Genomic DNA, 13218 nt, shown 5'->3' on the forward strand with positions numbered 1-13218 from the left:
ATTTGACATTGTGCACGCTGTTGAGTTCTCAAGGATCGGACGCACTCGACTTCAGGCCCAAATTAGGCTGTCGCTTCGAGGCAACTTGTATAACTTAGCTGCCCGGCCACACCCTGTCAAATCACGGAAAAGCAGCCAATTCCAGCCCGCCGAAGCGACCCGAACCACCACCCACCAGACCAAACACGCAGCCGGAGAAAGTTACAATCTTAGGCCTCCCCCACACCCACCTGAAACAGGAACAAGCATGAGACGAAGCTAAAAACTTTGGTTCCACATGAGGCCGGGAAGCTCTGCGGCTTTCCGCACCTGTGGGGTACGTTTGAATACATTACGGTCCCCACCCACAGCCGTCAAAACCAGACACCGCCCGGGCGTGTCACACCCCGAAAGACAGAACAACCAGGCAGCATCCGTCTCAAAAGACCTACTTCCGGGCAGTCGCGTTCTTGATCGGGTCGAGAGTCTTCAACTCGTCGTCGGACACCGAACCGTCCGTGCCGGGGTGCACGGCATCCCGGTCGCCGCGGTATTTCCACAGGCCGATGCCGACCACGATGCCCGCAAGCAGCAGAGACATCAGGAGTTCCATTCGGGTGCGTTCGAGGATGGCCATGCCCACCAGCAGAGCAACGATCGCGGCGATGGCCACCCAGGTCAGGTAGGGGAAGGCCCACATTTTCAGGCTCAGTCGACTGGCGGCATCCGTGCTCATACGGCGGCGCAGGATCAGCTGCGACACGGCGATGACCAGCCAGACGAGGAGCGCGATCGCACCAGAGGTGTTGACCAAGAGAAGGAAGACCGTATCCGGGGCGATGTAGTTCAGGCCCACCGTGATGAAACCAACCACCGTGGAGGACAAGACGGCGCCGCGCGGCACGCCTCGGACGGAGATCTTGGACCACGCCTTGGGGGCATCGCCGCGTTCGGACAGGGAGAAGAGCATGCGGCTCGCGGTGTAGAGCCCCGAGTTCAGGCAGGAGAGCACGCTGGTTAGCACGATGATGTCCATGATCGTGCCGGCCCCGGGGATTCCATAGAGCTCGATCACGGCGACATAGGGGCTCTTGGCCACCGAGGCGCTGTTCCACGGCAGCAGCGTGACGACGACGGCGATAGAACCGATGTAGAAGACGAGGATGCGCCAGACCGTGGACTTGACGGCTTTCTTGACGGCGTCGACCGGGTTCTCGGACTCGCCGGCGGCGATCGTGGCGATTTCGGCGCCGAAGAACGAGAAGACGACCACGAGCACGCCGCCGAGGACGGCTCCGCTGCCGCTGGGGAAGAACCCGCCGTTGCCGGTGAGGTTGCTCAGGCCGGGGGCGGCGACCCCGGGCATGAGCCCGAGAATGGCCACGACGCCGAGGAGCAGGAAGACGGCGATCGCGGCCACCTTGATCGACGCGAACCAGAACTCGAATTCGCCGAACATCTTGACGGAGGCGACATTGGTGCCGGTGAGCAGCACCATCAGGATGAGAGCCCAGACCCACTGGTCGACCTCGGGCACCCAGCGGTGCACGATCGCCGCGCCGGCTGTGGCCTCGATGCCGAGGACGATGATCCAGAACCAGGCGTACAACCAACCGATACTCAGTCCGGCCCAGCGACCGAGTGCTTTATCGGCGTAGGTGGAGAACGAACCGGTTTCCGGATGCGCCGCCGCCATTTCGCCGAGCATCCGCATGACCAGGATGACCAGGAGTCCCGCGGCCGTATAGGCCACCAGGATTCCCGGCCCAGCTTGCTGGATGGCGGCGCCGGACCCGACGAAAAGTCCGGCGCCGATCACGCCGGCGATGGCGATCATGGAGAGGTGGCGCGGTTTCAGAGACTTGGACAGCTGCCGCCCTCCCCCGTCGTCCGCCTTCGCGGCAGTGCGGTCTGTGTCCGTCTGGTGGGCCATGTCACTCCAGTTTCAGTGGGATGCTGCCACCGCGACGGTGCGGCCGGCTGCTATCCATTGGGAATCGTGTGTCAGCGTATGACGCCCGAATGCGGGTGCCGGAACCGACTCGCGGGCGGAAACGTGCTCGTAACGTGCCGTCAGTCGTCGGCAACGAGCGCGAGGACCGCGTCGCGGATGCGCACCATAACCTCAGGGGTCGCGGCCTCCACGGTGAGCCGCACCACCGGTTGAGGTTGCTGCTGTTCCGGTGCTCGTTGCGGCACGGGGTGCGACGGACGCACGTTGAACCACCAGAACGGTTCGTCGACGCTCGTCATGCCGATCGCCGTGAGGCCGTCGACCTCCTCGAAGTCGGCGGAACCCGTGAACGCGTCGACGATGCGCGCGTAGACCCCAGGCAGGTCGTCGACGGCCACGCTGATTTCGCCGGAATGGGCGTAGGGCATGGCATCCGTCGCCAGCGCCGACAGCGGGCGGGACTGGAAACCGACCTCCGCCAGGACGTACATGGCCGCGAGGAGACCGCTCTCGGCGCACCAGAACCGGGGGAAGTAGTAGTCACCGGAGTGTCCGCAGCCGAGGACGGCTCCGGTGGACCGCAGCTCCGCCCGCATCGGGGCACCGCCGACCGGGACGGGGACGGCGGCCGCTCCGTTCGACTCGATCGTCTCCGCGACGAAGCGGGAGACCGTGAGGTCGTGCAGGACGAGTTGGTCCCGGTCGGGGGTTTCGATGCGCGCCTGTGCGATCACCTGCCGGGCGAGTATCGCGCCAATGGCGGACGCAGGCACGACGGACCCGGTTTCGTCGACGACCACGCAGCGGCCGCCATCCGGGTCGAAGCCGAGCCCGAGGTCGGCCGCGTGCTGGATCACGGCATTGCGCAGATCGGTGAGGGTGGTCGGGTCGGCAGGGTCGATCGGGTGCGGCGGGAGATTTGGGTCCTGGTCGAAAAAGAGCGGCACGATGGTGAGAGGTGACCCTCGGCCGGCGTCGCCGGCGGTGTCGGCCGTGTCGCGGGTGGTCCGGCCTTCCGCAGCGGCGCCGGAACCGTCGCCGAGGACGACGGGAACCGTGACCGCGGCGGCTCCGCGGCCGGCGTCGACCACGACGGTGAGCGGGCGGATGCCGCTGAGCCCGACGATCGCGCGCAGGCCCGCCGCGTAGTCGGGCATCAGATCGAGCGTGCGGCGGGTGCCGGGCGTGGCCACGGGTGCCGTGCCCTCGACCAGGTAGCCGACGGCCCGGTCACGGATGCCGCCCAGACCGTGATCCTGACCGATCTCCTGGGCGCCCGCCCGCAGCAGCGTGAGCGAGGAGGTCGTGATCCGGGCGGCCGGGGCGTTCAGGGTTCCCGAGCCGAATCGGATCTCGTCGGTGGAGCACACGCCGAGGTCGACGACGGTGGCCCCCCGGGCATTTGCGCCCTGCGCGAAGGCGGCCGCGAGTTCGATGGCTTCGCCGCGGTCGTATCCGACGAGCACCTCGCGGCTCCGCGCGCCGACCTCGTCGACGAAGGCGGCGGCAAGGGCAGCCACCATCTGACCGGTCAACGGTTGGTCGGCCGTGCCGCGCACCTCGTCCTGGCCGACGACGGCGTCGAGGCGGGCGGCGGCATCCGTCTGGGCGCTCATATCGTGAATCCCGACTCGGTGTCCGGCCCATCTACCGTGCGGAGACGCACCAGCTGCCAACCCTGCGGGGCGGCGGTCAGCCGCGCGTGCCGGGCGCAGAGGTCGAAGGTGTGCGGTTCGCGCTGCACGGCGAGCGGGCCGAGTACGGCCATTGCGTCGGCGTAGTCGAAGGTGAGAGTCGCGGCGGATTCGTCCGGGCAGGCGACACGGGAGCAGGGCCGGAATGACATTGGCTACAGGCTACCCGTTCAACCGGCAGAACTAGGATGGAAGCATGTCCCGAGCTCGCAGTTCCGCCTCCTCGACCCCGGCGCCCGTTCAGCGCGGGCGCGGTCGGGACCGGCACGGCCGGGGCATCCGCAGCTCGGCCACCGGACCGTACTTGCCGCCCCTGCAGACGCGCATCGACACCTTCGACATGACCGTGGCCTCCACCGTCGACTACCTCCGCTCGGTCTGGCCGGACCAGTTGAGCGATGTCACGTTCGAGGTAGCCGCCGGACCTGCCTCGGTTCTGCCGGGCATCGGGGTGGAGCGCTGGGGCGTGAACGCCGCGGAGCGTCGCGTGGTGTTCTATCGTCTGCCGATCCAGCGGCTGACCCGGCTGCACAGGAACGACGACCTGCATCGGCGAATGGTGATCGAGAGCTGCGTGTTCCGCGCGATCGCCGAGCTGCTCGGCAAGGACCCGTGGGACCTGGCACCGGATCGGTTCCGGCACTTCTAGGGACGATTAATTGCTCTGCTTGCCTCCTCCGCTTGCCGGCGGCCGGGTTCTGCTCGGCCGCTTTTTTGTGCCCGGATCCCCGGAATGGCGGGGTTTCCGGCCGGAGTTCACACTGATTTGAACTTATTCCAAACCGTTTGCCGGAGGGGACCGAACCTCATTCAGCACCAAGAACTGCTGAATCCCAACCACAGACCCTAAGGAATTCCTCATGCGCTCATTCACCAAGACCACGCTCAGCCTCGCCACCGCGGGCCTCCTCATCGCCGGGCTCGCCGCCTGCTCGACCACCGCGGATGCAACCGCCCCGGCGGAGAATTCCTCCTCCTCCTCCTCCGAGGAAGCAACCCCCAAGGCCGTCGCCTCGATCCCCGCGCTGTCGGGCGTCGACACCTCCGTTCTCCTCGACGCTGACTTCGCTGCGGCGCTGACCAGCCTCGGCCTCACCCCCGGAACCGTGGGCACCGCCACCCTGACCGACGGCAGCCTGCACTTCCCGATCACCGGCGGAAACGTGGACTACTACGACCCCGAAGAGGACTACCGCCCCTTCGTTCAGGGCTCCATCGAGCACGAGGGCTCCGGCTTCTCGCTGACCGCCGGCGAGACCACGGTCGAACTGACCAACTTCACGATCGACCCGGGCTCCAGCAAGCTGTTCGGTGACGTGAGCGTCAACGGCGAGTCTGCCGCCACCCAGGTCCTGCTCTTCAACCTGTACGGCGGAACCCTGAAGCCGCTGCAGATGGACGGCGACAACGCCATCCTCGAGGGCACCACCGTGCACATCTCGGCTGAGGCCGCCGGCCTGCTCAACGACACGTTCATGACGGATGCCGTCGCTGACCAGCTCCTGGTCGGCATCGCGAAGATCACGGTCGCCACCAAGTAACACCGCTTTCGTCGAGGGCCCGTCGCGCAGATGCGCGGCGGGCCCTTTTTCGTGTTGCTGCCGGTGCTCGAGCTCGTCGCGGCCCGATGGTTCCCGCCCAGCATCCGTTGTCGCCACCCACGCTAACTGAGGAAAATTTCGCAACACGCCGCTCAGACAGGTTGGGGTGCCCGAACTGGAGTGTCCCGAATATCTCCTCATTCACGTTATGTCGGATGCGGGTAGCCGGCCCGTGTGACAAATGCCGGAAACAGGCGCTGCGGCGAGCCCCATTTCCTCCACAATGCGGTTTTGATCAGGTTATCCACAGGCCGCCGGTGGGCTCCCGGCCGGACCATCGAATGTCAGTGGCTGCCCGTAGGGTGTCCCTCATGAAGACCTTCTACAGTGAGCAACGGGAGGAGCAGACGGTGAAAGTGCGGCAGCCGGATCAGGGCGAAGGGGCACCGTTCTGAGTTTCGTCGGGCCCGGATTCGTCGGGCCCAGATACGACAGGCCCGGATTCGACAGGCCCAGATTCGGACACGCCCAGATGCCACAGGCCCAGATACGACAGGCTCGGTCTCGGCAGGCTCAACCGCCGGGTTTCGACAGGCGCGCGAGCGGTCGGAACAGGCGCCGCGCCACCTCGGGGCGGGCGCGGTGGATCGACATGACGATGATTACGACGATCGCCGTTGCGATGGCCACTCGGGTGAGCGGAATCGACGGGACCAGAAGGCGCAGAGTGAGGGCCATCGGCACGAGGAGCCATTCCCAGCGGCCGCTGAGGGCGATGAACGGCAGCAACAACAGGGCATACCAGGAGTAGCGCGGGCTCAGAATGAGCAGCGCGCTGCCGATCATGACGAGCTGGCCGAGCCACGGCTGGTCGGGGTCAGTCTTCCAGATGACGAGCACGGCGATGACGATTAGCAGCACGCCCGCGACGATGACCGCCGAGCCGCCCGGGGCGACGAGCGAGAGCAGGGCGAAGCGGGTGCCGTCCTCGTACCCTTCCTCGGAGAGGTAGCCGGGCAGGTAGCCGAGCACCCCGATCCCGGTGGTCAGCACATACGGCACGTACAGCAGCAGGAAAGTGACCACGGCCGCCACGGTGACCTTCCAACCCTGGCGTCGCAGCATGGCCGGGGCCGCGAGCACGGGGATCAGCTTGGTCGCGATCGCCGCGCCGAGCGCGATCCCGCCGCTCCAGTAGCGTCGGCCGGTCACCAGGAACACCGCGCTCAGGGTGAAGACCACGCCGAGCATGTCGACATGGGAGTTCGTGACCGCCTCGGTGGCCACGAGCGGGCACCAGGCCCAGAGCGCGGCGAACCGCTGTTCGATGCCGCGGCGGCGCATCCCGACCAGCAGCATCACGGTCGTGCCGACGCTGAGCAGGAGACCCGTCAGCTGCAACGGCCAGTACTCCGCATCCGGGCCTGTGATCGCCCGCACGCCCGCGAAGTAGATCTCGGCCGCCGGGGGATAGATCGTGGGCACGCCGGTGCGGTTCAGGGCCGAGCAGAGGATGTCCCCCGACTCGGATTTCTGCGCCGTCTGGATGCGTTCGCCGACGCACACGGGCTCTCCGGCCTCGGACAGCACCGGGCCGGGGAACAGCCAGTCGGGGCGCAGGGCGTCCAACCGGTCGTCGGCCGGCGTGTAGGCATACGGCGAAATGCCCTCCATGGCCACGATGCCGTCCCAGGCGTAGCGCGCGGAGTCCGTGCTCGTGTTCGGCGGGCCCACCATGGCCGCGGCCCCGATCCCGACCGAACCGGCCAGGATCAGCACCACCACGGCCCGGCCCCGCACCCCGCGCAGCACGAGCACGGCGAGCGCGAAGAGCAGCCACAGCCCGGCGGTGCAGATGACGAGGGGCACCGTGTCGCGTCCCGGTTTGAACAGGTCGTACGACAGCACGCTGAAGGCCGTCAGGGCCGCACTGGCGGCAAGGAGGAGGGAGACAACGGCGATACGCACTCCCCCATCCTGACGGAATCCGGGCACAAGGGCGCCACCGACCCGGGCGCGCGTCACCGGACCGTAAGGATTGCGCCGTCTCTTCGGGCGTTCCGGATGATGCAATGGATCCATGAGGCGAATGATGTACGAGGCCCGACGCGCGCTGGCCTCCCCCGTGCGCAATCCCCGAATGGCGGTCGTGATCGGCCGGCTGCTCGGCGCCGCGTTCATCGTCTGCTTCGGAACCGGCCTGTACAGCCACTTCCTGCAGGAGCCGCTGCCGTGGATGCGGTTCGCGACCCGGCCGGCGTCGCTCTACCAGTTCACCCAGGGCACGCATATCGTGGCCGGCATTGCCTGCTTCCCGCTGCTGCTGGCCAAGCTCTACATCGTCTTCCCCGAGCTGTTCGCGTCCCCACCGGTGAAATCGTTTCTGCACCTGCTCGAACGCGCGTCGATCGCCCTGTTCGTGGGTGCATCCCTGGTGCAGATCACCATCGGCCTGGTCAACACCTACAAGTGGTACCCGTGGCCTTTCCCGTTCCGCGAGGTGCACTACGCCCTCGGCTGGGTGCTGGTGGGGCTGCTGGTTCTACACATCGGCATCAAGCTGCCGGTCATCACCCGGTTCTGGAGCGGCCGTGCCGCCGCCGAGCACGAGGCAACGGATGCCGCGAGCGAGGCGGACACCCCGGCCGACGTCGAAGCGGTGCGACTCTGGGGCAGCAGCCGGCCGTCCGGGGTGACGGGCCGGATGATCGCCTGGATCGACGCCACGCCCTCGGCCGTGGGCGGAGCGAAGGCCTTGACTGAGGCGAAGCCCGCGACGGACGCGAGGGCGCTGAGCCGCCGGGGCTTCCTCACCACCGTCGGAGTCGCCTGCGCGGCCGTGGTGGGGCTGACCGCCGGGCAGACCTTTGCGCCCCTCGACGCTGTGAACGTGTTCGGTCCGCGCAAGAAGGGCGTCGGCCAGCAGGGCGTTCCGGTCAACCGCACGGCCGAGCAGGCGAAGGTCACCGCGTCGGCCACCGCGGCCGGCTGGGTGCTCACCCTCGCCGCCGGCGGGGTGGAGCGCAACTTCAGCCGGGCCGAACTCGAGGCCCTGCCGCAGACCGAGGTGGAGCTGCCGATCGCCTGCGTCGAGGGCTGGAGCCAGCTGGCGGTCTGGCGCGGGGTTCGCCTGTCGGAACTGGCCGACCTGGTCGGCGCCGACGCCGGCGCATCCTTTCGCCTGACCAGCCTCGAGGAGCGCGGCAGCTTCAGGAAGACCGAGATGGGACCGGAATACGTGCGGGACCCGCTGACCCTGGTGGCGCTCGAGCTGAACGGTGAGACGCTCGACCTGCAGCACGGCTACCCGGCGCGCATGATCGCCCCGGGCCGGCCCGGAGTACTGCAAACCAAATGGCTGAGCCGGATAGAGGCGATCACCGCATGAGCACCCCAGGCACAAGCACCACAGGAACGAGCGCCGCAGGCGCTCTCCCTTCGACCGTCGACCGACGGATGCGCGCGGTGCGCACCAGCCTGATCCTGATCGGCACGGCCGGGCTCCTGTTCGGCCTCTACGTGCTGTTCGACACCGTGCGCCTCACCCGACTGCCCGGGGTGGCGCTCTGGATCGGCGCGGCGATCGTGCTGCACGACGCCGTGCTGGCGCCCCTGGTATTCTTCTCCGGCATTCTGCTGCGCCGCGCAGGGCGCCGCGTCGCGGGCACGATCGTGCTGGTCGTGCAGGGCGCCATCGTGGTTGGCTCGATCATGACGCTGATCGTGGTGCCCGCGATCGTGGCGAAGTCGCTCTCCTCGAACAATCCGAGCATCCTTCCGCTGGACTACGGGCGGAACCTCGCCCTGTTCTGGGTGGTCGTCGCCCTGGTCGCGACGGTCTGGTCGGTCGTCATCTACGCGCGCAGCAGGCGCGCGAACCAGCGGCCGTCCAGCCGCCAGTCCTGAGTCACGACCAGACCGGCCGCCCCGGCTCGGTCGCGGAGGCCGTCGATGCCGATTTCCGCCCAGGGGAACACCGCGCTTCGGAGCCCGGTTGAATCCTCGATCGTGCCGAGGTAGCTGTCGTCCCTGGCCGCGTCGTGGCTGAGTTCGACCAGCAGCACACCGCTCGGGTCCAGCAGTTCGGCGCAACGCGCCAGCAGAGCGGAGGCGTCGCCGCCGATCCCGATGTTGCCGTCGACGAGCAGCGCGGCAGCCCAGGCTCCCTCCCGCGGCAGCGGGTCGAAGACGCTGCCCTGCAGCACGTCGAGGCCGGCGTCGGCGGCCATGCGCACGGCGGTCGCCGAGACGTCCAGGCCGAGCGCGGTCAGGCCGAGCCCCATCGCGGCCCGCACCATGCGGCCGGGTCCGCAGCCAATGTCGAGAACCGGTCCCGTGATCCCGTCGAGCAGGCGGAGGTCGGTGTCATCGGCGTCGGCGCTCCACCGACCGGCGTCGATGGTGGCGTGCTCGCCGGAAGACGCCCGGCGCAGGTAGAGCACGTTGTCGGCGTTCTTCAGCGCGGCAGCATAGGGTTCCGCCCCGCCGGCGCCGAACGTGGTCGGTTCGGGCGCCCACTCCCCCTCGAGCAGCGCGGGAACCAGCTTCATCGGAGCCCGTCCGTCGTGCTCGGTGCCGTCATGGCGGTCAGGGCCTCGGCGAATCCACCGGTGGGCGCGATCTCCGCCACCCGGTGGGCGTCATCGATGGTGTCCACGTCGGTGAGGGTGGGCAACAGGCTCACGCGCAGGCCGGCATCCGTCAGCCGTTTCAGCTGCAGCGCCCCGGTGTCGTCGCGGGACATCGGCACGCCGCGGATCAGGTCACCTCGAACGCGGGCATCGGCCAGGTCATTCAGAGCCAGCGCCCAGAAGCCGCCGTCGTCGGCGAAGCCGAACCAGGCGTCCACGTCGTCGGTCCAGTCGGTGAAGACGGGTTCGAGCTGGGCGGAGGTGAGCTGCGGGGTGTCCATGCCGACCAGCACCGTGGGACCCTCGCAGGCGTCGAACACTGCGGCGAGCCGCACGTCGAGGGTGCCCTCCACCTGAGGGAGGATCTCGTAACCGGCTGCGGCGAGCGGCGCAATCACGCCGTCGAAGGCCAGGATGCGGCGGGTCGCGGGCAGGGCGGCAAGCGCGGCGAGGGTGTCGTCGAGGCTGGCCGCCGCCAGTTCGGCGGCCTGCTCGAGACTCAGAGGCGGGTGCAGCCGGGTCTTCACGCGTCCCGGCAGACATTCCTTGGCGATCACGACGATGGTCGTCATCGGCGCGTCTCCCGGAGAAGGGCGGACATGTCGTGGACCGCGGTCAGGGTGCCGCGCACGGTGCCGGTCACCTTACTGCGGCCGACCCGGGGCGAATACGAGGTATCGACCTCCAGGATGCGCCAGTTCGCCTCCGCCGCCTTCAGGAACATCTCCAGCGGATACCCGCTGCGGCGGTCCTGCAGGTCGAGGTTCAGCACGGATTCGCGGCGCGCGGCGCGCATGGGCCCGAGGTCATGGATGTTCACCCCTGTTATTCGGCGCAGACGCCAGGACAGACTGGAATTGGCGATGCGCGCGTGCAGCGGCCAGGAGGCGGCGGTCGCGGGTAGGCGGCGGCCCAATACGAGATCGGCCGTTCCGGCCCGCACGGGGTCCACCAGGCGCGGCAGCTCGGCCGGGTCCATCGAGGAGTCGGCGTCGCAGAAGGCGACGATCGGCGCGGTGGCGGCCAGGAGTCCCGCGTGCGCGGCGGCACCGAAGCCTCGGCGGGCCTCGTGCACGACCAGGGCGCCGGCCGCGGCGGCGATCTCGGCCGATCCGTCGGTCGAGCCGTTGTCGACGACGACGGCCCGATACCCCTCCGGCAGGCGCGACAGCACCCAGGGCAGGGCGCCGGCTTCGTTCAGGCACGGCAGCACGAGGTCCACTTGGATCACAGTCATGAATCGACCCTAGGGGGGCAGGCTCCCCCGAAACACCAGAAGAGATTACGGACTGAGGAAGAAACGGGGTCGCCGGCTCCAACCCGGCACACCCGGTGCCCGCCGCCCTATCCTGAACTCGTGCCCTCTTCCCTGCCCCCGAGCGATTCACGCCCGCTACCGCCCCACGAGCGCCGCATCCTGGTTGTCGACGACGATCCGACGGTGTCCGAGATCGTCTGCCGGTACCTGCGGGCGGCCGGGTTCGTGGTCGACGAGGCGGCGGACGGCCTGGCCGGGCTGGCGACGGCCGAGCAGCTGCGTCCGGACCTGGTCGTGCTCGACCGAATGCTGCCACTTCTGGACGGCATCGAGGTGTGCCGCCGCATCCGTGCCGACTGGGAGATCCCGGTGATCATGCTGACCGCCCTGAACCAGGAAGAGGACCGCATCGACGGTCTCGAGGCCGGCGCCGACGATTACCTGACCAAACCGTTCTCCCCCCGCGAACTCGTGCTGCGGGTTCAGTCGGTGCTGCGGCGCAGCAGTGCGACCGTCGTTCCGGCCGGGCTGATCTCGGCCGGCGAGTTCGACTTGGACGCGCAGGCGCACGAGGTGCGGCTGCGCGGCGAGCCGCTGGTACTCACCACGCGGGAATTCGACCTGCTGTCCTACCTGATCGGGCGGCCGCACACCGTGCTCAGCCGGGAAGACCTGCTCCGCTCGGTCTGGGGCTGGGAGTTCGGCGACCTGTCCACCGTCACCGTGCACGTGCGCCGGCTGCGGGAGAAGATCGAGGCCGACCCGGCGCAGCCTCGGCTGCTGAACACGGTCTGGGGTGTCGGCTACCGGTTCGACCCGGTTCCGCTGACTCTGACCGGGCGGCCGTTATGACACCGGATGTGCTTCCCGCCGCCTCCCTGTTCGCTCTGGCCTGCGCGGTGGTCGTCGGCGGCGCCGGCCTGCTCACCCTGCGACTGCTCTCCCGCACCTCCCTGGTGCTGCAACTGATGGTGATCGCCCTCGCCACCGTGGTGTCGGTCGTCGGCGGGATGGCGGCGGTCGCCTCGCAGATGTACGTGTCCCGGCACGACCTCACGGTCTTCTACTCCGTGGCCGGAGTCGCCGGACTGGTGTCGCTGGCGATGGCTGCGGTGCTCGGTCGGCAACTCGCCCGGGACAGCCGCTCCCTGCGCTCGGCCGCGGCCAGCATCGGGCGTGGGGAACGGGTCGCGTCGACCGACCGGCAGAGCAACAACGAGTTCACGGCGCTGGCCGGGGAGCTGGCCGCGACCGGGGAACGGCTCGCCGAATCCCGCGCCCGCGAGAACCAGATCGAGGAGTCACGGCGCGAGCTGATCGCGTGGATCTCGCACGACCTGCGCACGCCGCTGGCGGGCATCCGTGCCATGGCCGAAGCCCTGGAAGACGGGATGGCCGAGGACCCGGACCGGTATTACACGCAGATGCGCGGGCAGGTGGACCGGCTCACGGGCATGGTCGACGACCTGTTCGAGCTGTCGAAGATCCACTCCGGCACCCTGCGCCTGACGCTGCAGCCGGTCTCGCTCTACGACCTGATCAGCGACACGGTCGCCGGGCTCTGGCCGATCGCGCAGGCCAAGTCGCTCGACCTGCGCTTCGCCGGGGAGACCAGGCTGACGATCCTCGCGGACCCGCGCGAGCTCTCCCGGGTGGTCGGCAACCTCGTCATGAACGCCATCCAGCAGTCGCCGGCCGGCAGCGCGATCGTGGTCTCGGTCACGGCCAGCGCCGGTTCGGGCGCCGGTGCCGCAGACCACGCCGTGATCTCGGTGACGGATGCCGCGGGCGGCATCCCGGAGCGGGACCTCGGCCGGGTCTTCGAGGCCGGCTGGCGGGCGAGCGGTCCGCGCACCCCGGCGGCCGAACCGCTGGGCACCGGCGGCGCGGGCCTCGGGCTGGCCATCGTGCAGGGGATCGTCCAGGCGCATCACGGCGAGGTGCGCGTGTTCAATGTTCCGGGCGGATGCCGGTTCGAGGTGCTGTTGCCGCAGCATCCAGCCGCTGCGACCTGACCCGCACCGATCGCACCGATCGCACCGATCGCACCGATCGCATTCGACGGAGATTTTGCCCGAATCGACACCAAAAGCGCCGGAAATGCCGCTTCTCAGCAAAATCTCCGTCGAATCGGTTCACGCCGGGCTACCGGGTGACGGCG

Annotated in this window: 13 protein-coding genes; 6 read left to right on the forward strand and 7 right to left on the reverse strand. The window is 68.6% G+C overall.

Translation table 11 applies throughout. The annotated features are described in order from the left end of the window. Positions 1-427 precede the first annotated feature (427 nt). The 3 genes from E3T28_RS07210 to E3T28_RS07220 all read right to left on the reverse strand — a co-directional run bounded on the left by E3T28_RS07210 (position 428) and on the right by E3T28_RS07220 (position 3779). A complete protein-coding gene (locus E3T28_RS07210; protein WP_134429329.1) occupies positions 428-1912 on the reverse strand; it encodes an amino acid permease in 1485 nt (494 codons plus the stop codon). A gap of 140 nt (positions 1913-2052) precedes the next feature. Continuing rightward, positions 2053-3549, reverse strand: coding sequence for a phosphohexomutase domain-containing protein (locus E3T28_RS07215; RefSeq protein ID WP_134429331.1), 1497 nt, complete (start codon positions 3547-3549; stop codon positions 2053-2055). Beyond that, positions 3546-3779: a DUF3499 family protein gene (locus tag E3T28_RS07220; protein ID WP_134429333.1), complete on the reverse strand. Its 234-nt coding sequence runs from the start codon at positions 3777-3779 to the stop codon at positions 3546-3548. The genes E3T28_RS07215 and E3T28_RS07220 overlap by 4 nt, the downstream gene beginning before the upstream one ends. Positions 3780-3823: 44 nt before the next feature. Here E3T28_RS07220 and E3T28_RS07225 point away from each other — a divergent pair, with 44 nt between their 5' ends. Continuing rightward, on the forward strand, positions 3824-4276 hold the full coding sequence (locus E3T28_RS07225; RefSeq protein WP_134429335.1) for a metallopeptidase family protein: 453 nt from the start codon (positions 3824-3826) through the stop codon (positions 4274-4276). A gap of 211 nt (positions 4277-4487) precedes the next feature. Continuing rightward, entirely contained in the window at positions 4488-5168 is a 681-nt protein-coding gene (locus E3T28_RS07230; protein WP_134429337.1) for a hypothetical protein, read from the forward strand. A gap of 573 nt (positions 5169-5741) precedes the next feature. Here E3T28_RS07230 and E3T28_RS07240 read toward each other — a convergent pair. After that, positions 5742-7136 carry a glycosyltransferase family 87 protein gene (locus E3T28_RS07240; RefSeq protein WP_166786955.1) on the reverse strand — a complete coding sequence of 465 codons (1395 nt, stop codon included), beginning with the start codon at positions 7134-7136 and terminating at the stop codon, positions 5742-5744. 112 nt (positions 7137-7248) lie between these two features. On the opposite strand from E3T28_RS07240, the gene E3T28_RS07245 reads away from it, so the two are divergent. Then, positions 7249-8556: a molybdopterin-dependent oxidoreductase gene (locus E3T28_RS07245; RefSeq protein WP_134429341.1), complete on the forward strand. Its 1308-nt coding sequence runs from the start codon at positions 7249-7251 to the stop codon at positions 8554-8556. Further along, positions 8553-9074 carry a hypothetical protein gene (locus tag E3T28_RS07250; protein WP_134429343.1) on the forward strand — a complete coding sequence of 174 codons (522 nt, stop codon included), beginning with the start codon at positions 8553-8555 and terminating at the stop codon, positions 9072-9074. The genes E3T28_RS07245 and E3T28_RS07250 overlap by 4 nt, the downstream gene beginning before the upstream one ends. Here E3T28_RS07250 and E3T28_RS07255 read toward each other — a convergent pair. Genes E3T28_RS07255 through E3T28_RS07265 form a run of 3 tightly spaced genes read right to left on the reverse strand, consistent with a single transcriptional unit; the run spans position 9023 to position 11036 of the window. Next, complete coding sequence (locus E3T28_RS07255) at positions 9023-9718, reverse strand: class I SAM-dependent methyltransferase (RefSeq protein WP_134429345.1); 696 nt, start codon at positions 9716-9718, stop codon at positions 9023-9025. The two genes, E3T28_RS07250 and E3T28_RS07255, sit on opposite strands and share 52 nt — an antisense overlap. Then, positions 9715-10371: a TIGR04282 family arsenosugar biosynthesis glycosyltransferase gene (locus tag E3T28_RS07260; RefSeq protein ID WP_134429347.1), complete on the reverse strand. Its 657-nt coding sequence runs from the start codon at positions 10369-10371 to the stop codon at positions 9715-9717. The genes E3T28_RS07255 and E3T28_RS07260 overlap by 4 nt, the downstream gene beginning before the upstream one ends. After that, entirely contained in the window at positions 10368-11036 is a 669-nt protein-coding gene (locus E3T28_RS07265) for a glycosyltransferase family 2 protein (protein ID WP_134429349.1), read from the reverse strand. The genes E3T28_RS07260 and E3T28_RS07265 overlap by 4 nt, the downstream gene beginning before the upstream one ends. Positions 11037-11156: 120 nt before the next feature. Here E3T28_RS07265 and E3T28_RS07270 point away from each other — a divergent pair, with 120 nt between their 5' ends. Next, the gene (locus tag E3T28_RS07270; protein WP_241979216.1) at positions 11157-11909 is read left to right on the forward strand and encodes a response regulator transcription factor; all 753 of its coding nucleotides are present in this window, start codon (positions 11157-11159) and stop codon (positions 11907-11909) included. After that, positions 11906-13072, forward strand: a complete 1167-nt coding sequence (locus tag E3T28_RS07275) for a sensor histidine kinase (protein WP_134429351.1) — start codon at positions 11906-11908, stop codon at positions 13070-13072. The genes E3T28_RS07270 and E3T28_RS07275 overlap by 4 nt, the downstream gene beginning before the upstream one ends. The last annotated feature ends 146 nt before the right edge of the window (positions 13073-13218 follow it).

The sequence above is a fragment of the Cryobacterium sinapicolor genome (assembly GCF_004403465.1).
Lineage (GTDB): Bacteria > Actinomycetota > Actinomycetes > Actinomycetales > Microbacteriaceae > Cryobacterium > Cryobacterium sinapicolor.

What these genes read in the sequence shown, in the direction of transcription:
- E3T28_RS07250 (WP_134429343.1), top strand. Translation starts at nt 8,553, where the DNA reads ATGAGCACCCCAGGCACAAGCACCACAGGAACGAGCGCCGCAGGCGCT.
- E3T28_RS07255 (WP_134429345.1), bottom strand. Translation starts at nt 9,718, where the DNA reads ATGAAGCTGGTTCCCGCGCTGCTCGAGGGGGAGTGGGCGCCCGAACCG.
- E3T28_RS07220 (WP_134429333.1), bottom strand. Translation starts at nt 3,779, where the DNA reads ATGTCATTCCGGCCCTGCTCCCGTGTCGCCTGCCCGGACGAATCCGCC.
- E3T28_RS07265 (WP_134429349.1), bottom strand. Translation starts at nt 11,036, where the DNA reads ATGACTGTGATCCAAGTGGACCTCGTGCTGCCGTGCCTGAACGAAGCC.
- E3T28_RS07215 (WP_134429331.1), bottom strand. Translation starts at nt 3,549, where the DNA reads ATGAGCGCCCAGACGGATGCCGCCGCCCGCCTCGACGCCGTCGTCGGC.
- E3T28_RS07210 (WP_134429329.1), bottom strand. Translation starts at nt 1,912, where the DNA reads ATGGCCCACCAGACGGACACAGACCGCACTGCCGCGAAGGCGGACGAC.
- E3T28_RS07275 (WP_134429351.1), top strand. Translation starts at nt 11,906, where the DNA reads ATGACACCGGATGTGCTTCCCGCCGCCTCCCTGTTCGCTCTGGCCTGC.
- E3T28_RS07245 (WP_134429341.1), top strand. Translation starts at nt 7,249, where the DNA reads ATGAGGCGAATGATGTACGAGGCCCGACGCGCGCTGGCCTCCCCCGTG.
- E3T28_RS07260 (WP_134429347.1), bottom strand. Translation starts at nt 10,371, where the DNA reads ATGACGACCATCGTCGTGATCGCCAAGGAATGTCTGCCGGGACGCGTG.
- E3T28_RS07230 (WP_134429337.1), top strand. Translation starts at nt 4,488, where the DNA reads ATGCGCTCATTCACCAAGACCACGCTCAGCCTCGCCACCGCGGGCCTC.
- E3T28_RS07225 (WP_134429335.1), top strand. Translation starts at nt 3,824, where the DNA reads ATGTCCCGAGCTCGCAGTTCCGCCTCCTCGACCCCGGCGCCCGTTCAG.